19 protein-coding genes and 1 pseudogene are annotated in these 21,584 nt (G+C 65.9%); 4 read left to right on the forward strand and 16 right to left on the reverse strand.

Going from position 1 to position 21,584, the window contains the following annotated elements; translation table 11 throughout:
• Positions 1-283 precede the first annotated feature (283 nt).
• Positions 284-1,621 (reverse strand): group II intron reverse transcriptase/maturase, encoded by a 1,338-nt coding sequence (ltrA, locus tag KFB96_RS03270; RefSeq protein ID WP_300970724.1) that lies wholly within the window; start codon positions 1,619-1,621, stop codon positions 284-286.
• A gap of 1,156 nt (positions 1,622-2,777) precedes the next feature.
• On the opposite strand from ltrA, the gene KFB96_RS03275 reads away from it, so the two are divergent.
• Positions 2,778-3,230, forward strand: coding sequence for a septal ring lytic transglycosylase RlpA family protein (locus KFB96_RS03275; protein WP_213458958.1), 453 nt, complete (start codon positions 2,778-2,780; stop codon positions 3,228-3,230).
• A 605-nt stretch (positions 3,231-3,835) separates the two neighbouring features.
• Here KFB96_RS03275 and traN read toward each other — a convergent pair.
• The 13 genes from traN to KFB96_RS03340 all read right to left on the reverse strand — a co-directional run bounded on the left by traN (position 3,836) and on the right by KFB96_RS03340 (position 17,974).
• Positions 3,836-6,610, reverse strand: a complete 2,775-nt coding sequence (gene traN, locus KFB96_RS03280) for a conjugal transfer protein TraN (RefSeq protein ID WP_213458960.1) — start codon at positions 6,608-6,610, stop codon at positions 3,836-3,838.
• Positions 6,597-7,619, reverse strand: coding sequence for a TraU family protein (locus tag KFB96_RS03285; protein WP_213458962.1), 1,023 nt, complete (start codon positions 7,617-7,619; stop codon positions 6,597-6,599). The genes traN and KFB96_RS03285 overlap by 14 nt, the downstream gene beginning before the upstream one ends.
• Complete coding sequence (locus KFB96_RS03290) at positions 7,616-8,800, reverse strand: TrbC family F-type conjugative pilus assembly protein (protein ID WP_213458964.1); 1,185 nt, start codon at positions 8,798-8,800, stop codon at positions 7,616-7,618. Before KFB96_RS03290 ends, KFB96_RS03285 begins: the two co-directional genes overlap by 4 nt.
• Positions 8,787-9,245, reverse strand: coding sequence for a signal peptidase I (lepB, locus tag KFB96_RS03295; protein WP_300971263.1), 459 nt, complete (start codon positions 9,243-9,245; stop codon positions 8,787-8,789). The genes KFB96_RS03290 and lepB overlap by 14 nt, the downstream gene beginning before the upstream one ends.
• A gap of 67 nt (positions 9,246-9,312) precedes the next feature.
• A complete protein-coding gene (locus KFB96_RS03300; RefSeq protein ID WP_213458968.1) occupies positions 9,313-9,645 on the reverse strand; it encodes a hypothetical protein in 333 nt (110 codons plus the stop codon).
• On the reverse strand, positions 9,635-12,049 hold the full coding sequence (gene traC, locus KFB96_RS03305) for a type IV secretion system protein TraC (RefSeq protein WP_213458970.1): 2,415 nt from the start codon (positions 12,047-12,049) through the stop codon (positions 9,635-9,637). Before traC ends, KFB96_RS03300 begins: the two co-directional genes overlap by 11 nt.
• A complete protein-coding gene (locus KFB96_RS03310; protein WP_213458972.1) occupies positions 12,046-12,207 on the reverse strand; it encodes an RRXRR domain-containing protein in 162 nt (53 codons plus the stop codon). The genes traC and KFB96_RS03310 overlap by 4 nt, the downstream gene beginning before the upstream one ends.
• A complete protein-coding gene (locus tag KFB96_RS03315) occupies positions 12,204-13,121 on the reverse strand; it encodes a hypothetical protein (RefSeq protein ID WP_213458974.1) in 918 nt (305 codons plus the stop codon). The genes KFB96_RS03310 and KFB96_RS03315 overlap by 4 nt, the downstream gene beginning before the upstream one ends.
• An 85-nt stretch (positions 13,122-13,206) precedes the next feature.
• Positions 13,207-13,539 (reverse strand): TraA family conjugative transfer protein, encoded by a 333-nt coding sequence (traA, locus tag KFB96_RS03320; protein ID WP_093035707.1) that lies wholly within the window; start codon positions 13,537-13,539, stop codon positions 13,207-13,209.
• 84 nt (positions 13,540-13,623) lie between these two features.
• On the reverse strand, positions 13,624-14,031 hold the full coding sequence (locus KFB96_RS03325; RefSeq protein ID WP_213458976.1) for a TraV family lipoprotein: 408 nt from the start codon (positions 14,029-14,031) through the stop codon (positions 13,624-13,626).
• A gap of 9 nt (positions 14,032-14,040) precedes the next feature.
• Positions 14,041-14,286 (reverse strand): conjugal transfer protein TraV, encoded by a 246-nt coding sequence (locus tag KFB96_RS03330; protein WP_213458978.1) that lies wholly within the window; start codon positions 14,284-14,286, stop codon positions 14,041-14,043.
• The gene (locus KFB96_RS03335; RefSeq protein WP_213458980.1) at positions 14,283-15,050 is read right to left on the reverse strand and encodes a DsbC family protein; all 768 of its coding nucleotides are present in this window, start codon (positions 15,048-15,050) and stop codon (positions 14,283-14,285) included. The genes KFB96_RS03330 and KFB96_RS03335 overlap by 4 nt, the downstream gene beginning before the upstream one ends.
• Before the next feature lie 1,070 nt (positions 15,051-16,120).
• A complete protein-coding gene (locus tag KFB96_RS03340; protein WP_300988739.1) occupies positions 16,121-17,974 on the reverse strand; it encodes a DNA methyltransferase in 1,854 nt (617 codons plus the stop codon).
• Positions 17,975-18,377: 403 nt separating this feature from the next.
• Between KFB96_RS03340 and KFB96_RS03345 the strand changes: the two genes are divergently transcribed.
• From KFB96_RS03345 to KFB96_RS03350, 3 genes and pseudogenes are all read left to right on the forward strand, one after another.
• Positions 18,378-18,674, forward strand: coding sequence for a hypothetical protein (locus KFB96_RS03345; protein ID WP_213458981.1), 297 nt, complete (start codon positions 18,378-18,380; stop codon positions 18,672-18,674).
• Positions 18,675-18,888: 214 nt separating this feature from the next.
• A pseudogene (locus KFB96_RS27385) lies at positions 18,889-19,083 on the forward strand (tetratricopeptide repeat protein); the annotation flags it as partial.
• Between the two features lie 380 nt (positions 19,084-19,463).
• Positions 19,464-20,078: a BLUF domain-containing protein gene (locus KFB96_RS03350; RefSeq protein WP_213458983.1), complete on the forward strand. Its 615-nt coding sequence runs from the start codon at positions 19,464-19,466 to the stop codon at positions 20,076-20,078.
• 397 nt (positions 20,079-20,475) lie between these two features.
• On the opposite strand, the gene KFB96_RS03355 is transcribed toward KFB96_RS03350, so the two are convergent.
• Both KFB96_RS03355 and KFB96_RS03360 read right to left on the reverse strand, forming a co-directional pair.
• Positions 20,476-20,724, reverse strand: a complete 249-nt coding sequence (locus tag KFB96_RS03355; RefSeq protein ID WP_213458985.1) for a DUF4351 domain-containing protein — start codon at positions 20,722-20,724, stop codon at positions 20,476-20,478.
• A 169-nt stretch (positions 20,725-20,893) separates the two neighbouring features.
• The gene (locus KFB96_RS03360; protein ID WP_300971265.1) at positions 20,894-21,445 is read right to left on the reverse strand and encodes a hypothetical protein; all 552 of its coding nucleotides are present in this window, start codon (positions 21,443-21,445) and stop codon (positions 20,894-20,896) included.
• Positions 21,446-21,584: the final 139 nt, after the last annotated feature.

Here is a 21,584-nt window from a genome sequence, read left to right on the forward strand (position 1 = left end):
AATCACTCAGGGGGCCGGTCAATGCCTTGCCGGTACTTCGCGGATTCTCGCGTGTCGCTATGCGCCCATCCAGGTAATCGACGATGCGCCGAGCCATCTGTCGATCCAGCACGGAGTTACGGGTAGAGTAGAGAGCAGGTCGCCAATTACGGTAGCCGTGGCTTATCTGTTTCCGCGCCTTTCGTTTCGCGGTGCCTAAATAGCCAGGACATGGCTGTGACTCCCAGCCCTCCCTCATCAAACCGTGCATGCGGTTCTCCCGCACACGGCTTTCCGATGTTCTTCACACCAAGGCATGCGCCGTCTTCCAGCCGGGTCCTTTCGGGAGTGGGTGCAGTCCATGGCGGTCATAGAGGTCGTGAGACGGGAATTTGGCGTAACCCGCACCCCAGGTCTTGACCTTGTGTCGCTTGCGCAAGTGGATTCGCAGCCGCTGTTCGGCGTGGTTCCTAACCTTACTCATCGCCAGACTGGAATTGCGGAAATGGAAATAGTTCGCCCAGCCGCGAAGGCTGCGGTTCACGCTTCCAACCACATCATCCAGCGGGATGCAGGTCAACTCCCGTCGCGTTAGTTCCGTCACTTTCGCCGTGATTTTACCCACAGCTTTGTCCGACGGACGTACGTTTGGGTACCATTTGCCGGTGTTGGCGCCTCGACTCATCTGGAGCGTAAAACCCAGAAAGTCAAAGCCCGTCTCCTTGGCGTCCACCACGTGGGTCTTGGTCTCATTGAGCGTCAAACCCAGTCGATCCATGACGTGGCGCACCACGTTCAGCGGTTCTTCCACACCCTGCTTACAGAGCACGACAAAGTCGTCCGCATAGCGGACGATGTGTGCCCCCAGCTCGTCTTTCAGCCGATGCCGGTCCCAGATGCGATCGAGCAGATGCAGGTAGAGATTCGACAACAGCGGGGAGATGACACCACCTTGCGGCGTGCCAACCCGGTTGGCTTTTCCTCCACCGACCGTCCTGCGTTTTCCTTGATCGTCCACGCCGATGACGGGTGCCTTCAGCCATTGCTTCAGAAGCGCCAGGAGGCGTCCGTCGACAATGCGTTCGGCCACCACCGCCATGAGGTTAGCGTGGGGGATCGTGTCGAAGTAGCTCGACAGATCGGCATCAATGACATGAGTGTGTCCGGCCCAGAGTGCGTTGGCAATATCGTCGATGGCATCGTGCGCCGAGCGTTTGGGTCGAAACCCATAGGAGTGCGGCGTAAAGTCCGCCTCGAAAATCGGCTCGATCACCAGCTTGACGGCCATTTGCACCACGCGGTCGCGGATGGTGGGTATCCCCAGCGGCCGTTCGCGGCCATCCCCTTTGGGGATCATCACACGCCGTACCGGTTGGGCGCGGTAGCTTTTCTCGCGCAGTTCCTGTGCGATCTCCTGCAGAAACCCCTCTACCCCTTCGCCTTGCTCAATGGCCGCGAAGCTGACCCCGTCAATCCCGGGGCTGCCTGCGTTTGACCGGACAAGATTCCAGGCGTGACGGAGGATGTCCTCCCGGTACACCTTGTCATAGAGCGCGTAGAAGCGGTAGGCCGGTTCTTGCTTGGCCTTAGCGTAGAGCTTCCTCTGAAGTGTCCTGATCGTCTCCGGGGTGATTAGCGACATGGCAATCCCCTGATCCTCCACTCGTTGGTTGCGTGAACAAAGTAGGGTCCCTTCCCTCGACCGAGGGTTGTGTTGTCCCCCAGTCTCAAACGGTACTACGAACCCCTCCGACTTCCATGACGGGCGGCGACGATTTCGTTGCCTTATACGCCGCCGTCGGTGGCCTCTCTCCACCCCCGTCATGGATCTCCAGCACTGGACAGATCAGTCTTCAAGTACATGCCGCCCCTGCTACCCCGAGAGACGATGACCATCACTTCCGTTCTTCCAATGGCCACCCAACGACCTTCCCCTTCTGTCCACAGGGTCGGCGTCTCCAACCTAATATTACGAGGCTACCTCTAGGTTCACTTGCGTTACGGCCTGCTCTTTTGCTGGGGGGAAACTTACGACCCCTTGTTACCAAGACGCCGCTTCCTCATGCTACCGAGTCGTACGGACAACTCCTCGGACGGGACTTCAACCCGCTAGACTTACTGTTGTTACTGCGAACGGACAGTGTATGTCACTCTTTGGTAGGGCGAGCGTCGGCTGTCCGCGCGCCTTCGGACTCCGACCGGCGAAATTCCTGCGTCCGGAAGTGGCCGAGGTCTTCCTGGTCGCCGCCAGAGTGGGGTGACCGGTAATGGGGCCCAGTCGTCGCCGACCTCGGCAGCTCGACTGACAGCTGTCCGCGCGATGTGATCGGCGGCGAAAGTATCCGTTGGAGCCTCCAATGCGTGTCTACCTGCCGCCGGAGCGGCTCGGTTGGCGCCGCCTACTGGCCGAGTCACGCCGCACCGCAGTTCCGGAACCGATCGTCGCTCCGACCCCGCATTTTCGACGAGACGCCGCGCTTGCCGCGGATCGCGGCCTTGTAGAGCCGGTTGTGGCAGCCTTAAGAATCATTGGTTTCGTAGCGACGAGGCGAACGTCGAAACCGACGATGAACTGGCCAATCTCAGTGGGCGGATGCTCGCGATCCGTCGGATGTCGCCGTTGATCCAACCCCGGAGGATCCGTAGTTGTTCTACCGGAATAAATGCTCCTAAGAATCAGCAGCCGATAGGTGCGCCGCCGCACGGAGCCTGTGGAACCGCAAGGGGATCATTGCTTTCATGCTTGGTACGCCGCCAAACGAGGGGTGAGGCCCTCATCACCGAGAACAGGAACTTCAATGTCCCAACGCGACCGTCTTGCCCGATTCTCGCGACGTGTTCTGATTGCCGCCTTTGCGCTGATCGGATGTCACTCCGAAGAGTCGGTCGAGCACGGCAAAGGGAGTGCGGCGGCCACCAAACCGGGCTCGAATGAGGTCGGCGAAGCGTCCTGGTACGGCCCCGGATTTCAAGGCAACGAAACCGCGAGTGGCGAGACCTTCGATCAGAACAAGATGACGGCTGCCCATCCGACGTTGCCGATGGGGACCACGGCTGAAGTGACCAACCTCGAGAACGACAAGAAGGTCGAGGTCAGGATCAATGATCGTGGGCCTTACGAGGGGAATCGGGTCATCGATCTTTCGCGCGAAGCGGCCAGTCGGCTGGATATGGTAGACGACGGAACGTCCCGCGTCAGAATCGAGGCTCAGCCGCAACCGCGCACGGACTGCGGCGGCACCTCTCGATAGACAGTGACTGCCTATCCTCCATCATGCGGGCACCTTGCTCGGGCGTCGGTTTGTCTTCTCCGAGGGCGGCGAGGACGGAACAACCGACTTCGGAGAGGCCGCCGGCGAGGGGAAGCGCGGCGGCGCGATCCCGCGGCTTCAGGGCCGGCAGGGCAGGATCCATGATGAGCTTGGCCGCGGCCGCGTCGGCTGCCCCTGCTTGCGCGATGAGACCATCCACGATCCCCGGCAGGTTGTCGCAGCTCTTTTGGCGAAGGGCCGCTTATAGACAGGCCATACGCGGGTTCGACGATACCCGCGTCTTTCAGACCAGTCGACGTCGTGGGCGGGAGACCTGCCCAACCGATTTCACCCTTCGAGAGAGCCTCCAGGGGTCGGCTCATGAAGGGGAAACCATCGTACTCACTGTAGCCTGTACCGGGCGTTTGTCTTCCACGAGACAGGGTCCGGTCTGCAACACGACGGTGATGTGCGGGTGATCGTGGAACCGGCCACGCCGGAGAAGATGGGTGCTGCGGTCGTCGCTGAAGATCATGCTGCTCGGGAGTTGCATGGTCGCGAAGCGATGGATCCACCGTCCTTGGGAAGTCGTTCCCGACACGCGCCTACTCGGCAGGCAGAGCCGGAAGCGTCTCGCGCCACAGCTCGGACTCGGCCTCCTTGCGGACCTCCTCGCTGTCGAGTCCGTCGCTGCGTTGCGTGGTACGCGTCGCCGCATCCGCCCGGCCTTCGCTGCGGACGGTCAGCGCGCTGCCCGCGCCGGTGAGGTCCTCGACGGTGAGGGTCTCCAGGGTCGGGAAGTGTCCGGTCTCGTAGAGGATCGCGAGCCACTCGTCGAGATTCACCCGGGTCCAGTCGACGCGCGCGAAATCCCGGATGTCGATCCCGGAGCACTCCGGTGATTGCGCCTCGCCCCAGTCGCGTCCGAGCTGCGGGCGGATCTGCTGGTTGAGGATCCGCGCAAGCGGGGTGTTGAAGCAACAGTAGCTCTCGCGCTTCTCCACGCACCAGGTCAGCACCTCCTGTTTGCAGTAGGATCCGACGCGATGGCAGGCGCGCAGCTCCCGCTTCGCACCCAGCTCGAACTCGCTCTGCTCGCAGGTCCAGATGATGCGGATCAGGATCATCACGACCGTGTAGATCATGTAGGCATACATCGCCCAGGCCATGGCCGTACCGAGCCAGGCCGCCCCGCCGCCGAGCTGCAGCACCGAGCCTTCCGCCACCACACCCCCGGTGACCGCCACCCCGCCGCTCGTGGTCGAGAACAGCGCATTGACCGCGGCATCGCCGAAGAGCTGCGCGGCCCATTCCGCGGTCTGCGTCAGAAGCGCTTGTTTGACCGCATTCAGTCCGACCTCGGCCGCGGCGTCGGTGGCGGCCGCCGCGGTCTTGCCGGTGAAGCTGTTGGCCACGCTGACGAAGGACTCCTTGACCGCGCTCCAGGTCGCGGTGACCGGCTGGCGCAACGTCTCCCAAGAGCCGCGGATCATGGCCCCTTTGTCGAGTCCCATGATCGCGGCATCGATCTTCCCGAGTGCGAAGATCAGCCCGACGTAATCCGCCAGCGACACGCCTTGGGGTCGCGTGCAGCAGTTCACGATCCCCCCGACCGCGCGTTTGCACTCATGGGCGCTGCCCGAGAACACCCGACAGCTGCCGCCCGGCGTGCACTGCATGTCCGAGACCGCCATCTGCACCGTCTGCAACGCGCCGACCGCCTTGGCGAAGTCCGCCGACTGCTCCTCGGGAAACTCCGCGCAGTCGGTGCCGAGGCAGCGCACCGGACCGGCACAGTCGAGCGTGCGGTGGCGCTCCAGGAACGGGATGGTGCGCGCGGTGCCGCAGTCCCAGGTCTCTTCAAACAGAAAACAGGTTCCGCGGTTGTCGACGGCACCCTCGACACATTCGGACTTGATGAAGCCGCAGGCGGGATCGGCCTCCAAGGCGATGCAGTCGGAGGGTTGATCGCCGTCGTTGTAGGGACACTGCAGCTGTCCCTGCGGATCGGTCCAGCACGACATCGGCCCTTGGTTGAACCCCGAGCAGCTCGCGGTCACCTTGATCTCGGTGCAGAAGGGGTTTTGACCGGCCACGGGCGGGGTCGCCATGGCGTCCGGGCAAATGCGCACGTCGCCGTTCTCGTAACAGCCGTCCGCGGCAAGCGGGGGCGAGCCCAGGCAGTCGACCGTACCGCTGCAGAAGTCGCTGCCGAGGGTCTCGAGCAGGTCGTAACAGCCGTCGTTCGCGCCCCAGACACTGCGCAGCGGCCGGGAGGTGTAACGGATCTCCACCGCAAGGGCGATCGCCCCGAAATAGACGGGGTAGCTGAACTGCTCCCCGCACAAGGGGCACCACTCGGTGGGTCCGCCCTGATCGCTGTAGGTCCAGGTCTGGTCGTGGCGCAGGCTGAACCGACCGCCGTTGCGCAGGTTCTCCGTCATGGGTGTTGCGTCATACCAGTCGCCCGGCGTGGTGCGCGCGCGATCGACCCCGGGAAAGCGCGCCGAATACCAGGAACGCGTCCCCTGGAGAAACCACCCCTCGGCGGCCTCGTGATCCGGTCGATCGCCGAAGACGAGCGTGACCCGGACACTGTCCACGCGTGCCGGATCGCTCACGGCGAATTCGCCCTCCAACGGGGGAGCGTCGACGGGGACGGCGCCGGAGCGCGCGTCGATTTCACTCCAGGATCCGCCGCGCTCGAGCACGACCCGCGTGCAGCCGGGTCCGCAGCTCTCCAGCGCCGCACTGCCGCCGACCGTCACGAGACTGTCCTGCGCCGGGAGCGCGTAGTCGTGATACCAGGAGCAGGAGCCGCCTTGCGGGGTCAACCGATCGCAGGTGCGCAGATCCGGAACGTGGACCGCGCGGGTGCCGTTGTCGAAGGTCGTTGCGGTCTCGCAGTGACCGAAGGTCTCGGCGATCGCCTCGAAGTTGTCGAGGACGTCGTCGGTCTGCGCCCACAGCGGGTCGATGCGCATGTCGGCACGGGAGCGCTCGACCGACCCGCGCAGGGTGCGGTAGGCCTCGCCGGTCGCCGAGCCCTCGGTGATCAGGGCACCTTGGGCCTGTTGGCCGTGGATCAGGGTGCCGTGGTGATGGCCGTAGAGTCCGGAGAAGCTCGCCGGGTCGCCGCCGCCGGCGCCGGGAAAGAGCGCGTCGAGACGCAGATCCCCGCCCGGCAGCGTCAGCGTGTCGCCCGAGAGCGCCGGCAGCGTCAGTGCGCCGGTCGCTTCGCGCCCCGCCTGCTTGCCCGCGTCGATGGCGTCGGCGAAGTCATCGCCCCACACCAACGCCCACGGGGTCCAGGCCAGGGCGATGCAGAGGAGGCCGGTCAGGACCCGGACCGGGAAGGCGTATCGCTCAGAAGGTCGCACAGCAGTCGTTCCAACGCCACAGCAGATAGAGATGGTCCTCCCCGACCGCGGGGATGTTGCGCCACTCCCCCCAAGTGAACGGGCTTTCGCCGATCACATGGGCGCGCTGCGTCTCGGGCAGGGGGTAGAACATCGTGAGCTTGTACTGGCTCTTCGGGAGGAAGGGCGCGAGCGGTGCGCCGCACAGGGCGTCGTTGCCCATCGTGCGACGCGCGAGTCCGCGCCGATGCAGGGCGGCGAGAGACCGGGCCGAGGCCAGACTGGTTTCGCGGGCCCGCGAGCCGACGGTGGGCCCGCGCCCGGTGAAGGGATAGAGATTGCCCCAGGTCCCGGCACACCAGAAGAGCGCATCGATCGGGGTGCCCGCGGTCGCTGCGGCGGCATCGGCCAGGCAGGCGGCCAGGGCGACCGGATTGGCGAGCCAGGCGGCCTCCGGGTTGGTGAAGAAGGCCAGCTCGTCGTGGTTCCAGGTCGGATCCAGCTCGGAGACATAGAGCAGGTCCAGATCCACGTAGCCGTCCGGGTTGCAGCGGTCGTCCCAAAACAGATCCAGCAGGATCAGCAGCGGGAAGGCGTACCAATGAAAGTTGTAGAAGGACGTATCGCTCGCGTCGTATTCGGCTTGACCGGCGGTGCCGAGCAGACGGCGACTGCCGAGCGGCAGGCGAATCCCGCCCAGGGCCGGGGCGCAGCGCGGCGCATGGACCAGCTCGATCAGTCGCGCGGGCTCCCACATCCCGACGGTGAAGCCCGGATGGGGCACGCCGAAGGCGTCGTTGCAGGCGCAGAAGGGGGCGGAGGCCGCACCCGCCGGTGCGGTTCCGCCGAACAGGGGCATGCCGGCGATGCGGATCGGAAACAGACAGGCCCAGCAGACATCGGTGATCAATTTGCCCGAGAACAGCTCGGCGTCCGGGCAGGCGGGGTCGGCGGCCCGAACGGGGGACTGCGACAGCGCGAGGACGACCGCGAGCAGTCCGGCGAGGCGGGGCAGGGTGGGTGCCTTCATCGGGGTTCCTCCGGCGGATGCTCGCGCACCAGGAAGACACGACCGGCGGACTCGACGCTCGCCGGTACGCGCTCCAGGGCGAAGCGTTCGCGCACGTCCGGGGTGAGCAGATAGACCGTCTCGTCCAGGGCATCCTCGATGGCGCGAAAACCCTCCCAGCCGGCCTCGCGATCCAAACGGGTCGCCAGATAGACCGGCCGCAACGTCCCGGCACTTTCGCCCAGCGTGCGCGCCGTCTGGACTTGGGCCGGCTCGGTCGGATCGAACACCACCAGACGCAGCCCGAAGGCCAGGCGATCGAGCGGGTTGAGGGTCTCGCCGACCCGCACCAGCAGCGTGCCGTCCGGCAGGGCGATGTCGGCCTTCGCCTCGATCACCGGATCGATCACCCGCGTGCGGGGCTCCCGCGCGGCCGGCAGATGTTCGAAGACCGCGCGTGTCCAATAACGCGCGAGTGCCTGCTCGCGCAGTGCCGCGAGATCCAGGGCGGCGACCCGGCGCGCGATCTCCTCGAGCATGTCCGGTTCGGAGATCGTCGCGACCGGTCCGCGTATCCCCAGATCCCCGGTCCGGCCGGCCGCCACCTGCGCCTGCAGCCAGGCGGGATCCGACAGGCCGGCGACCCGTGCAATCTCCCCGTCGGGTCCGGACAGGATCATCAGCGGGACGGCCTCGGCGCCGGCCTCGCGAAAGGGTGTCGGGTCGAGCGCGACCGCGGGCATCGGATCGAGCCCGTCCAACTCGGCATGGATCCCGCGCATGAAATCCATCAGCGGTTCGCCTTCGGCCACCCCGCGAAAGACCACCCGCACGTCGGGTCGGGCCGCGCTGGCGAAGATGTCGCGCAGGGCAGCCGCGCCCAAGGCGCGCGAGACCAGGAGCGTGATCGTCTGCGTCGGGGGCGCGTTCGCGGCGGGGACGGCGGGCATCTGTGCGGTGATCAGTCGGTGCATCCGTTCGCGCTCGGCCGCGCCGAGCGTCTCGCCCGCGCGTGTCGAAGCCTCGGAGCCCGGCCGGAGCCAGTCCGGGAGCGCCGTGCCGGAGACCGCCTCTTGGATGGCGCCGGCCTGATCGCGCAGCGCACGCAGATCGGCGCGCTCGCTTGACTGGGCGGAGGCCGTCGGGACGTATAGGAGCGAGAGGACGAGCAGGGCAGGGAACCGAAGCTCAGAGCAGTGCATAGGCCCGCCCGATGATGTGATGACGCGGCAGCGGGCCCCAGTAACGCGAGTCGAAGCTGTCGCGGGTGGCGCCCATGATCCAGACGGCATCGGCGGGGACCACGACCTCGCGGACGAACTGCGCCGCGGGCGTGCCGAGCGTGCCGGCCAGATCCAGTCCTTCGCCGACCGTTCGGCCGTCGACCCGAGTGGCCTGTTCAGTGACCGCAACGGTGTCTCCGGGCAAACCGACGACCCGTTTGATCACCTGCATTTGCATCGGGAAGAAGGGCGCCATGCGCTCGCCGGCAAGGAAGGCATAGAGGCCGTCGCGCTCGAGGGCACTGTCGTGGCGATCCACCAGGAAGACCGTGTAGGGCGGCAAGCACTTGTCGACCTGATCGTTGATCGCGATGCGATAGCGCGTCCCGAGATAGAGCATCAACCCCAGGACGAGGAGCAGCACCGGCAGGCCGCGCCGGAGGGTGCGCGCGAGGCGAGCCTCGGGGAAGCGGCAATGTCCGCGCGTGCGCTCATGGCTGCTTCCCCGACAACACATAGGCGTCGTGCGGTGCCGCGAGCACGGCCTGGGCGTCCAGCACCAGAACGCCCCCGTCGGCGAGACGCGCGGCGGTCGCCTTGAGGTCCGCAATCGCCTCGCCGACGTCTTCCGGTGCGATCCCGTCCAGGGCGGCGGCGACATCGATAATCAGCACCGGCGGGCGGGTCGCGATGGCCTCGCGCAGCGGCCGGGCCGCGATCTCGGTGCCGAGGTAACCGCCGGCGAGGGCCGCCAGCGGGAGTGCCGCGAGCAGCAGGATGCCGCCGGACGTGCGAGCCGGAGCGGAGCGATTCTCAGGCGGCATCGGACGCCTCCGCCTCGGCCCCCGCAAGCAACCGGTTGATCGCCTGCTCGACGCTCATCCCGCGCTCGCGCAGCCGTCGGATCGCCGCGACGTCCGAGGGCTTGGTGGAGTAGAGCAGCTGGCGGAAGGGGTCCACCATCAGCCGGCCGATCCCCGCGCCGCTGTCGGTCAGGGTCATGATCTCGGAGTAGGCACCGGGAACGGTGTGCACGGTCTTGAGCATCTCCGCGCCCGCGGCGGTCATCGGCAGACGGTGATCGGCCTTGAGTCGATCGATGGCATGGCCGGGCTGGGCGAGCAGCAGGGTGTGGGCGCTGTTGTCGGCGATCGCCCGCCCGGTGGGGTTGGCGTAGAGGTCGGCGAGGGACTGGGTGACGGTGATCGCGGCCCCGTTGTACTTGCGAAAGCGCCGGTAGCCGTGCTCGATGAAGGTTGCGACATCCCCCTGGGTGAGCAGATCCCAGGCCTCGTCGATCAGCACCAGCTTTTGGCGAGAACGCTCGCCCAGATACATCGCCTGCTGGATCTGGAAGATCAGCTGAAGCAGGATGACCTGCTGGAGGTGTTTGCGTCCCTTGAGCTCTTCGAGCTCCAGAACCACCAGATCCGCGCTGAAGTCCATGGTGTTGCGCCCGTGGAACCAGCGTCCGTATTCCCCGCGCGAGGTGAAGGGGTAGAGCTGCACGCCGACGTCCTGCAGACGCTCGTCCGCGCAGGCGAGCATGGCCGCGGCGATCAGATCCACGTTCATCCCCGTGCCGTGGGTGTCCCACAGCTCGCGCAGGGCGCGCTTGAGACCGGCGGTGCGATAGTCGCCGAGCGGCTCGGTCGGGGCGGCCATTGCCGTGACCATGGCGGCGATCACGTCGGCGTCCTCCTCCCACGTCTGCAGCAGCTCGAAGGGATTCAGCACGATGTCCGAGTCGGCGGTGAAGGCGACGAACTGCCCGCCGAGGGATTCGCAGAGGTTGGCGTAGCTGCGCCCGACGTCGATCACCCAGCAGCGCCCGCCGACACTCAGGTTGGTCGAGAGCAGCTCGTTGGCGAGGAACGACTTGCCCGAACCCGAGGAGGCGGCAATCACGGCGTTGTAGTTGGTCGCCGAGTCGAAGAGGCTCAGATCCACGAGCTGACCGGTGCGCCCGATCAGGTTGAGCACCGGGGTGCCGGTGCCCTTCCAGTCGCCGAAGACCGGCATGAGCGCGACGGCGTGGGCGGCGGAGAGGGTGCGGTAGCGAAAACTGGTGCGGATCGCCCCGCGATCGGCCCCGAACGGCAGACAGTTGAGAAAGAGCGGCAGCACGAAGAAGCGGTCGGTCAGCACCTGAAAGCCGAGCTCGCGCCAATAGGTGCGCAGATTCGAGGCCGCGCCCGCGGCCTCCTCCGGGGCGGTGAAGAGCACGATCCCCAGGTACGCCTGCAGCGGGCGGTCGCCGTGATCCAGCCGGGCGAACAAGGCGTCGAAATCGCGCTTGTTGTGGGCGAGACGCGGCATGTAGTGCGAAAGATTGCCGCTCACCTGATGGGCGGCCCACTGCGCGCGCGAGGTGAGATTCACCCGCGTCGCCTCGGGGTCCGGGAAATGCAGGTTCAGGGTGATCAGCGCATTGTGGCGCACCCCGCGCGAGCCCGAGAAGGGATCCCCGAGGAAGCGCGCGGCCAGCCCGAAGCCGGCGCGGTCGGGAAAGCGCTTGATCGAGAAGGTCTGGATGCGCTGCTCCCCGAGCGTGATCCCCTTGGCGTCGACATCGATGCCGACGTCGTAGTCCAGGTACTGATCGCGGACCGGGCGCCGGGCATCGCATTCGGGCGTGATGCGGTCGCGCCACCCCGCCTGCGCTCCCCAATTGAGCAGGGTCGTCATGATCCGCACGTGGCGGTCGGCGGTGAGGCTCGTCGGGCGCATCCCGGCGGTGACCAGCACCTGCAGGGCGGTCGCCTGCAACTCGCGGGCATCGCGCAACTCATGCGCGCTCGGCTGCGGGGCGGCCAGCGGCAGCTTGGCCGTGACCAACACCTGCAGCTCGCGCAGGCGCAGATCCCCGGTCGGGGAGATCGGGGCGGTGCTGCCGGCGCGCAGATAGGCGGCGGTGCGGCGCGTGGATTCCCGCAACAGCGCGGTGGCGGTCTCGATGCGCAGCCCTTCCATGCGCGCGACCGTCTCCTCGACATCCGGCGAGGTCCAGAGCGCGACCTGCAGCAGGGTCTCGGGCGGCCAGTCGAGATTGCCGAGCACCAGCAGGCGGTCGGCGTTGGACTGATCGGCAGCGGACAAGGGCTCGCACAGATAGCCGAAGGCGAGCGACTGGTCGTCGAGCAGAAACAGATGGCTGTCCGGGTCGTAGGCCAGGGTCGGGAAGAGCGCGTTGGCGCGCGAACCGGTGAACCGGCGCGATGTCGTCATGAGGGCTTCTCGGTCAGGCGGATGATCGGGGGTGAGGTCGAGATCCAGGTCGCGCGACCGCGGCGGACCATCTCCCTGGCGCGGCGGCGGGCGCAGTCGCTCAAGGGCTTGCCGGAGGGCGAGCGCACCTGGACATGGGCGGTGCGGGATCGGCTCATGGGCGTGCCCCGTGCGGACTGTCGAACAGGCGGGTCTCCGCGAGTCGAACCATCGGGGTGCGGTCGCTCGGGTCGGCAGGCAGGGCGCCGAGCGACACCAGGGTCGCGCCGTCGACGGCGGCGACTTCGCGCGTGACGATCAACGCATCGTCGATGGCCGACGGATGGAGCCGGAAGACGGCGCCGCGCGCGTCGAGCCCATCCTCGGTGGTCGAGGCCGGCGCGAACACCTGTTGCGGGTGGCGTCGGATGTGCGCCGCGCTCCAGGCGAGCGGGTCGACCGCTTCGGCCGTGAACAGCGCGCCACCGTCGGGGAGCAGGATGGCCACGCCGTGTGCGGTCGTGGCGACGGCGAGGCGTCCGCCACCGTCGCGTGCGTGCGCCGCCTGCGCTTCGCCGGTCGGTTCAACGGAATACTCCGCTTCGCTGCAGAGTGCCGTCGGCCCGGGTCCCGCGGAGGATCCGAGGTCGGAATTCCGGTTCGGGGCACAGCGGGTGACGACGAGCGTCCGGGACCGGGACGAAACGCCGTCGGCCTGGTGTCCTGCCAGTCGGTAGGCGACCACGAAGAGACCGTCCGCGCCGTCCGCGGCGATGGCGATCGCGCGATCGAGCACCGCGATGTCCGGATCCGTCGGATAAAGCAGATCGGCGGTGCGGGTGAGCCAGGCGTCACGATCGGCGAGCGCGCCGTCGATGACCTGCCGCGCACTCGTGCAGGATGCCGAAGCGCGCGCGGGGATGCGCCGGCAGACGTGGACCTCGCCCGAACGCGGATAGACGACGAGATCGCCGATGCCGGGCAGCACGCCGATCAGGGATTCGGGAAGCCGCGGAGCGACCTCGGCGTGCGCGACCGAAACCGCCATGAGGAGAGCCACGCCGGCGACGGCGTGCCTGTCGAATCCGACCATGAAGACCTCGCGTGGAAAGGGGTCCCGTCGCCGGGACCCGGCAATGGACCCGATGGTCGGGGTCCGGGCGATCGGAAGGCTCCGATCAGAGAACGGGCAGGGTGGCGGTGACGACGCCGTCGACGATCGCCGGGGCCAGGAACATGCCCACGCCGGCGGCGATGCCCAGGACGAAGCCCATGATCGACTGGCGTGCGGCACCGGCGATGACGCCGATGATGATGAAGATCACGGCCACCACACGACCCAGGAAACCGGTCATCCAGCCGGTGAGCAGGGTGTAGAGGGCCGAGAACTCGGTGCCGGTGGTGCCGGCCGTGGCGGTCGCGGAGAGCGCCAGGGCGAGCAGGGTCGCGGCGAGGCCCGCGAACAGCAGGGTCCGGCGGTCGCGGCCGGACAACGGGGGCGGGGACAACATGAACAGCTTCTCCGAAAGGTTGAGGAACCCGCGCCGCGCGGGTTCGAGTGGGCCGATCGTCCGGTCTGCGCCGGACCACGGTGTTCAAGCGCCGCGCTTGTCCGCTCGCGGCAGGTGCATGGGTACGTTTGCCGGATCCGTCGGAACCGTATCCGGGGGCATGACCGGACCCGCGGCATCGTTCGGTGCGGGCGATCGCGGCTGTACCTGCAGCGGCCGCAGCACGGTCAAACGACCGTGCGGGGCGTCGTACTGCCAGTGCTCGCGCAGCACCTCGATGTACACCGTGGAGGGCGGATACAGATCGCCGGTCGCATCCTCCCAAGGGGCGATCCAGGCCTGCATCGACGCGGCGGCGGCGCGTGTGGGTCGATACTCGGCGGGGCGTTGGTCTTGGGCCGCCACCGGTTCCGGGACGGGCGCTCGGGTGGCGCAGCCGCTCAGGGCGGCGAGCGCCGAGAGCATGAGCGGCAACGTGAGGCGTGAGGTCATGGCGGTCTCCTAATCCCGCAGGCGTGTGGCCCGGGCCCAGCCGGACCCGGCGGCAAACCCGCTTTCGGTTTCGACCGGCAGGGCGCGTGCGACGGACGCGGGCGGTGGCCCGGCCCCGTCGCTGAGGCTGTAGACGGCGCTCGGCGGCAGACAGAGCGGTTTGCCCGGATAGCCGGGACAGGCGTACTCGGGATTACCCGAGGCGCAACCCCCGAGCAGGGCCGCGCACAGCAGCAGGGGTGTGGCGTGGATCATTCGGCACGCTCCTCGACGGCGGCGAGCCAGGTCGCGAGGTCGTCGGGGCGACCTTGCCGCAGGCGCCCGTCCGGCGCGATCAGGAAGGGCGTGCCGCGAATTCCGAGGATTTGGGCTGCGATCAGGGTGCGTTGCGCAACCGCCTCGCCGCATCCCGCCGCGGGTTCCGGGAGATCCGCCGTGAGCCCGGCGAGCAGCGCCTCGCGCGCCTGCTCGGGAGCGGATCCGGCCAGGCACGCCAGCGCGAGCACGGCGCGCTGCGAGGGCTCGCCCAGCACCGGAATCGGGACCAGCCGGAAGCGATAGGTCGCGCGCAGCGGCGCCAGATCGGCGTAGAGCGCGGTGCAATGGGGGCAGAAGGGATCGACGAAGACGACCACTTCGGGGCCTTCGCCGACGTCGATCGCCCCCAGATCGGCCACGTCGAGCTTCAGTCGCGCCAGATCGATGCGCCCGGCGAGGCGTTGGGTCTGATCGAACGCGGTGAGCTTGGCCCCGTGCCAGAGATCCACGGCACTGCCGCGCAGCACGTAGCGCCCGTTCTCCGAGAAGAACAGCAACTCCCCGTCGGTGGTCTCCACCGCCTGCAGACCGCCGGACGGCAGCTGCGCCATGCGCGCGATCGACGCGCTCGGCAACGGCTCGGCCATGCCGGGGTTCGCGAGCGACGCCGCCGCCAAACCGAGTGCGGCCAGCGAGGCCCCGAGGTGTCGGGCCAGACGCCCGGGCGTTTCGTCGAAGGGTGAATCGAGGTTCTGTCGCATGCCGCTGCCCTGTCCGTGAAGGTGCGGACAGAGTGCCGGCCGACGGGCGTGACGGCGACGGCGCTAAGCGCTCGAAAACGCGGCTTTACTCGCAGGTGTGTCGGCCGCTGCGCAGACGGCGCATCGGGGAGGTCATCCAGGCGCCGACGGCCTTTTTGTTCACAATCCCTGTGGTCGGTCGTGTGGATAACCTGTGCTCGAGGGGGTTAAGCGCCGGACAGGGCAGGGCGGAATGCCGGCCGGTCGAAGAATGCCCGGGTCCGGACGGCCCCGGCGATCCCGTGCGCGATCATGCGCGGTGGATCCGGGGAGGGTGGCGTGTTCGTTGTGCGAGTGGCGGGTGCCGACCGGCCGAGTCGAGGCCTTGTCCGCGTGCCGAAGCGTCTGCCGGCGCTGGATGACGGTGGCGTCCCGACACGTGCGGTGCGCCCCGGTGTCGGACCAGGAGGCGACGCGCTCGTCGACTCGGGCGCGGACCCGGTCGCGCCGGATCGGGTCTGCGTTTCGAGGTGTGATTCGACAAGCGGGGGTCGCGCGCGACGACGTCGACTTACTGACGGTTCTATGACGGTTAATATACCGGTTAGGGGGAACTGTGTTCCCTATCAAAAGGAACTCTGTTCCCTACCGACGGAACCGGGTTCCCTAGGGACGGAACCGGGTTCCCTACCCATGGGCACGGTGTTCCCTACCTATGGGCACGGTGTTCCCTACCTATGGGAACGGTGTTCCCTACTCCGGATAGGGCACTGGGTTCCCCTGCGCTGTGTACAGGGTTCCCGGAGACCCCGGTTTCCTGCCCTCGCCCCGGGACTGGTGTTCCCGATTCCTGGCACCCTTGATCCTTCTGCGGCGGACAGCAGAAGCCGGTAGTGAGTCGCTCGTCCGGGGCCTTGGTGATGCCGCGGCGGCTGGTGTGTCTTCGAAGCGTGACTCCGGACCGTGGCCTCGCTCGGGGATGCCGTGTCCAAACGCCTCTACGGAACCGAACCCGCTGCCAAGCTGCCCGATACACCGGCCAAAGCGACCGGCCTGCTGAATCGCGATCCGGAGGCGGTCGGCATCCCCCGCTACGCCGTGCCGAAGCGCAACCTACATCGTCGAGCGGGGCCTTGATCATCGTTTGGTCCAGCTGCTGGCGATCCTTGCGTCATCAGGGCTTCCAGCCATGATTCCGTCAGGCCAGGATGGCCTGACGACGCATTCGGTGGCCGCTGTGGGCGAAGGGATGATCGAGGCCGAAGAGGCCAAATAAGGGGAACCTGATGACCTTGGCATAGTGAATTCGTCGTCACAAATGCGAACGCTGAACTTCTGCGTAGGCCATACTCCGCAGCCTTCATAAACGAACAGCCTACGTAATCGATATAGCCGTGCTTCACGCCAAGGTGTCCAAACACGAACTCCATGTCATCGATTTCTTGAGGTGTTTTCTTCCCCTTTCCCGCATACGGCGGATTCCCACAAATATACGTCTCCCCACCCTCATTCTCGAATTCAACCTCTACCTGATCGAGCGGTGGCTCGAACAAGTCATCCGCCTGCAGCTTCACGCCCGTCCCGGTCGGCGGACAGATGCTCAACCAGTCGAGCCTGAGCGCATTCCCGCAGGTGATCCAGTTCATCGCCTCCAGGGGCAGGAACTCAGCCAGCGCCTCCTTCTGCCCGCGATAGAGCAGGTCGCATTGATACTCGGCGATGATGAGCGCAAGCCGGGCAATCTCGGCCGGGAAATCGCGAATCTCGATGCCCCGGAAGTTGGTCAGCGGGATGTCTGACTTACGCCCGATCTCGCCGCGGCGGCGATTGATCTCGGCCTCGATGGCGCGCAGCTCCTTGTAGGCGATGACCAGAAAGTTGCCCGAGCCGCAGGCGGGGTCGAAGACCCGGATGCGGGCGATGCGGTTGCGCAGATTGAGTAGCTTGCGGGGGTTGTTGCCCGCCTCCTGCAGCTTCTCGCGCAGCTCGTCGAGAAACAGCGGGTTGAGCACCTTCAGGATGTTAGGCACGCTGGTGTAGTGCATGCCCAAGGCCCCACGCTCCTCGTCCTCGGCCACCGCCTGGATCATCGAGCCGAAGATGTCCGGGTTGATCTTCTGCCAGTTGAGCTTGCCGATGTGCAGCAGGTAGGACCGGGCAATCTTGCTGAAGCGCGGGACATCCGTGCTCTCCGAGAACAAGCCGCCATTGACGTAAGGAAGCGCGTCCGCCCAGCGCGGCACCGTCGCCGCCGCCCGCTGGCGGTAGGGGATGTTCATCGCGCGAAACAGCTCACCGATGATCTCGTGGGTGTTCGAGGAGTCCCGCGCGCTCATCTGCTCGATGGTCGAGGTGAAGATCTCCTTGCCACCGAAGATGTCGGTGTCTTCGGCAAAGAAGCAGAAGATCAGCCGCGCCATGAAGTGATTCATGTCCGAGCGGCGTTCTGCCGTGCCCCAACCAGGGTTGTCCTTCAACAGCTCGACATAGAGCCGGTTCAGCCGTCCGGTCGCCTTGATGTCGAAAGAACTCTCGCGGATCTGCTTGACGGTGGTAATGCCCGCCAGCGGGAGGAAGAAGCCGAAGTGATCCGGAAAGTCCGGGTAATCACAGGCGATGGTCTCCCCGGAGTTCAGGTCCTCGGCCTCCAGGTCCACACCATCGGTCGCCAGCACGAACTTGGCCTTGGCCCGTGCCGTCGTCGGGCTGGCCTTGAGCGCATCCAGTGTCGTGTTGACCTCGCCCACCGCGCAGGTCGCGATGTGGATGTTGTTGGTCTGCAAGACCCCGCCCAGGTCCGACTTGTTGGACGCACCCGAGCGCAGCCGCTTGATCGTCGTCGACTTGTTCCCGAAGGCTTCCAGGAACGCGTAGGGAAACTCCTCCGCATCGAAGGGTTGCTCGGCCAGGGCGGAAACGGCTTCTTCAATCTCAACAGCGTTCATCGGACGGCCTCATGGCGTTGCCTCATCATCCTTTGCAGACAGCGACGAAGCCGCGCTTCTCGCCGAGATTCTTCACCTACGACGCAAAGCATACTATCAACACGCTGAGGAGGTCAGCGCACGGTGGATGCCTGACAATGGCCAAGATGCCGTCGGACATCTTCGACAAAGGGGTCTGACGCCACTGAGAGTCACGGCGCTGCGGGGTTAGACAGCCGATCGCGTTGTCGCCGTGGCTGTTCGGTCATGGAGAGCGCCCCTTACCACGCCGCAAGGACGACGTTCCGTGCTACTGGCGTGAGCCGGAGGCCGGGGTTCTGCTACGATCAGTGGATGAAACGATGATCAAGGCCGCTCGTGCGGGTATCATCACGCAACACCTCTGACGCTGGGAGACCCCGAGATGACCGAGCGGATCATGACGGTCGATCACATCGATGAACTGAACCGCGTGAGGACGGCGTTGTTCGCCGTCGCCTCGATGCTCGTTCAATGTGACACGATGCCGGCACGCGGACTCTGCGGGGTGGCCGATATCCTGTCGGCCCACGTTGAAGCACTGGATCAGCTCGCAAAGGCGGTCGAAGCAGACTACCAAGCACGACTCGACCAGGAGAGACAAGATCGATCGGGACACGCCATCGAGCGCACGTCAGGTTCTTCGATGCGGACGACCGACAGCGACACCCTAACCGGATAGGAAGCCGAACCAGCGGCGCCGGACGCCCCGCCCCTGGCCCCGAGGCCGAGACGGCCTGATGCCGGGGCCTTGATCATCGTTTGGTCCAGCTGCTGGTGATCCTTGCGTCCTCAGGGCTTCCAGCCCTGATTCTGTCAGGCCAGGATGGCCTGACGACGCATTCGGTGGCCGCTGTGGGCGAAGGGATGATCGAGGCCCGGCCGACCATGCCGGCGCCGAAGCCTTGCTGGCTCAACTCCTGGCACGCGCACCAAACCATGCTGTGGTCAAGGGCCATCTGTCTGCGATTCGTTCCGCCCAAGGTCTGCACGAGGAGGCGGAACAACTGTTGAGGGAGGTCGTTGCTGAAAGGACTGACGGTCTTTCAGCAGCTTCTCGGTTGCCTTCCTTCGGGTACTTGGCCTTGTAGAGGCATTTCGGCCCGTGTCGCAAGGCTTGGCGGTGCAGGCTGCCGTTCCTTTCTTATCAGCTCGCCCCTTGCTGGGCATGGATCAACCCCCAACGTCCCTAATCGAGGTCAGGGTGCTCGTTTCGGACCGCGCACGATCAGAGTCGTGCTGGGTATTCGCGCGAGCCTGTGCATCACGCCTCATGTGCATCGGGCAATCGTACGGTACTCGACCGACGATCACACCGCGCTTACCACCGATCCACCGGCACTGGGCGCCAAACGATGCCGCTCCGACGTCCTAGAAACAATTTAGTGCCCGCGCGGCACGCAGTCGGGCCGCGCACGCGAGAGAAGAGGCGCTATGCCCCGCGCAACTTTCCGTACCCGGGAGGAGAACCATGATCCAAGTGACCTATGTGAGCTGCGTGAGCGCCCCTCTGTCGCGACAGGAGCTCCTGGCTCTACTGCTGCAGTGCCGCACCAATAACCCCAAGCAGGGCATTACCGGCATGCTGCTTTACGGCAGAGGCACGTTCCTGCAGACCATCGAAGGCGATGAAGCGGTCGTCGACCCGCTGGTCGAGAAGATTTGGAAGGATGATCGACACCAGGACGTACAGCTGCTGGGCCGGCAGGTAGTGACCGAACGACAGTACGCGGATTGGTCCATGGGCTTCGCGGAGATCACCGACGAGAGCCTTCAGCGGGCCGAGGGGCTCAAGGACTTCACCGCCGACGACTTCACGTTCGATTACCTCATCGGTAATGAGCCCGTCGTGACTTCGCTGATGGATCATTTCCGCGAGCCGAACTTTGACCAACTCATTGGCGAGATCTACGCGAAAGACAAGGTGATCGCGCACCTTAAGACGGCATTGGCTCAGGTGCGGGACCGCGCCCAACTCGCACATCTTGCCCTCGAAAGCCTGACCGAGGCGAACCGGAAGGGAGAGTCAACCGGGACCTTGCTACCGATGTGTGAGGCCGCGCTCAAGGTCTGGCGACAGCACTGACCGGTCAAATCCCATGCCGGGACCGGGGGACGCGTCCGGCGCTCGTCTCGCTCTACAACGCCCCGGGTGTTGATGCTTCCATGCCTATCCGGTTAGCTCCCAAGATCGGCGATCCTAGGTCGCGTCCCTCGTGCCACACTCCAGGGTGCGCCCACATCGCCTCGCAACGCCCCGCGTTGATGGAAGTTTTCTCGCGGCGCGGCGACCCCCTAAACATCGCCAGTCGTGACTATTAGCCAGATCACTGATTTGGGAGACAACCGGATAGGCATGGATGCTTCCTCCGGGTGTATGCGCGATTCGTTGGGGAAGGGAAAAAGAGGCCAGACCACGTCGGGTAGCGGAGTGGTGTTACCACCACCCCGCCTTCGTCGGTCGTGCGTACCGCGCCATCCGATCAGTGCTGTCGGAGCCAGGCGTCAAGGTCATCCACGGACGTGAAGTCCAAGAGCGCCTCGCCGAGCGCCTCCATTCGTTCCAGCGACAGCGCGCCGACACGCGCGTCGATCTGTCCGGGCAAGACACCGAGGCGGCGTTGCAGGAGCTTGCGCACCAAGCTCTCCGCCTCGGTGCGCCGGCCTTCTTCACGGCCTTCCGAATGACCGCGCGTGTAGCCGAGGCGTTCGACGGATGTCACGTAGGGCATGGTCTTTTGTTTCTCTCCAGGGTCGTGAGGGCCTGCCACAGCTTCGCTTCCAACTCGCCGGGCCGGGTCATCATCCAGTCGATGACGGCGAACAGATCGATCATGCGTTGGCGGTCCCAATTGCGTTCGTAGAGGAGTCGCGCAAGCCGCCATTTTGCCGCATAGCGTTTTAGCGGGTCAGCAAATGCGCGGCGGTGACGATCGCGAACGGGTTGGCATCCTCCAGCAGCGCATCGAGCCGATCGGCAAAGTCGATCAGTTTGACCAACGGATACTCCAGCCAGTGCCGGCAGCCGAACAACGAGAAGCCGAAGTTGCCCGGACGCCAGGAGGCACTGTCGTCGGCAAGGACCGCGAGGCTGGCGATCGGGCGATCATAGCGATCGAACAGGCGGTAGTTGTAGGTGAACATGCGCCTGGCAAAGTGCGTGTCGTGCCCGCCCTGGATCTCGATATGGACGTAGACCCAGTCCTCGCTCCCGTCGAGCCGATGGACGGCAACCAGCTTGTCCAGGACGCGTTTGCCGAGCGCGGCATCCTTCACGACTTGCGCCAGTTCCTGGTCGAGGAAGCGATGGCCTCGGGTCCAGTCGATTCCCGCGTGGGCCGCCGGAAAATAGAACGCGAGAAACTCCGGGAAGTGATGCTCGACGGCGTCCTTCCACGGGGTGTCGAGGTCGTCGGAGAGGGCCTCGATCATCCCTTCGCCCACAGCGGCCACCGAATGCGTCGTCAGGCCATCCTGGCCTGACAGAATCAGGGCTGGAAGCCCTGAGGACGCAAGGATCACCAGCAGCTGGACCAAACGATGATCAATGCCTCGGAGAGTATCGGCTAAACGGGGATTTCGGTCATGGATT

Origin of the sequence: Thiocapsa sp. (assembly GCF_018399035.1) — a bacterium.
GTDB lineage: Bacteria > Pseudomonadota > Gammaproteobacteria > Chromatiales > Chromatiaceae > Thiocapsa.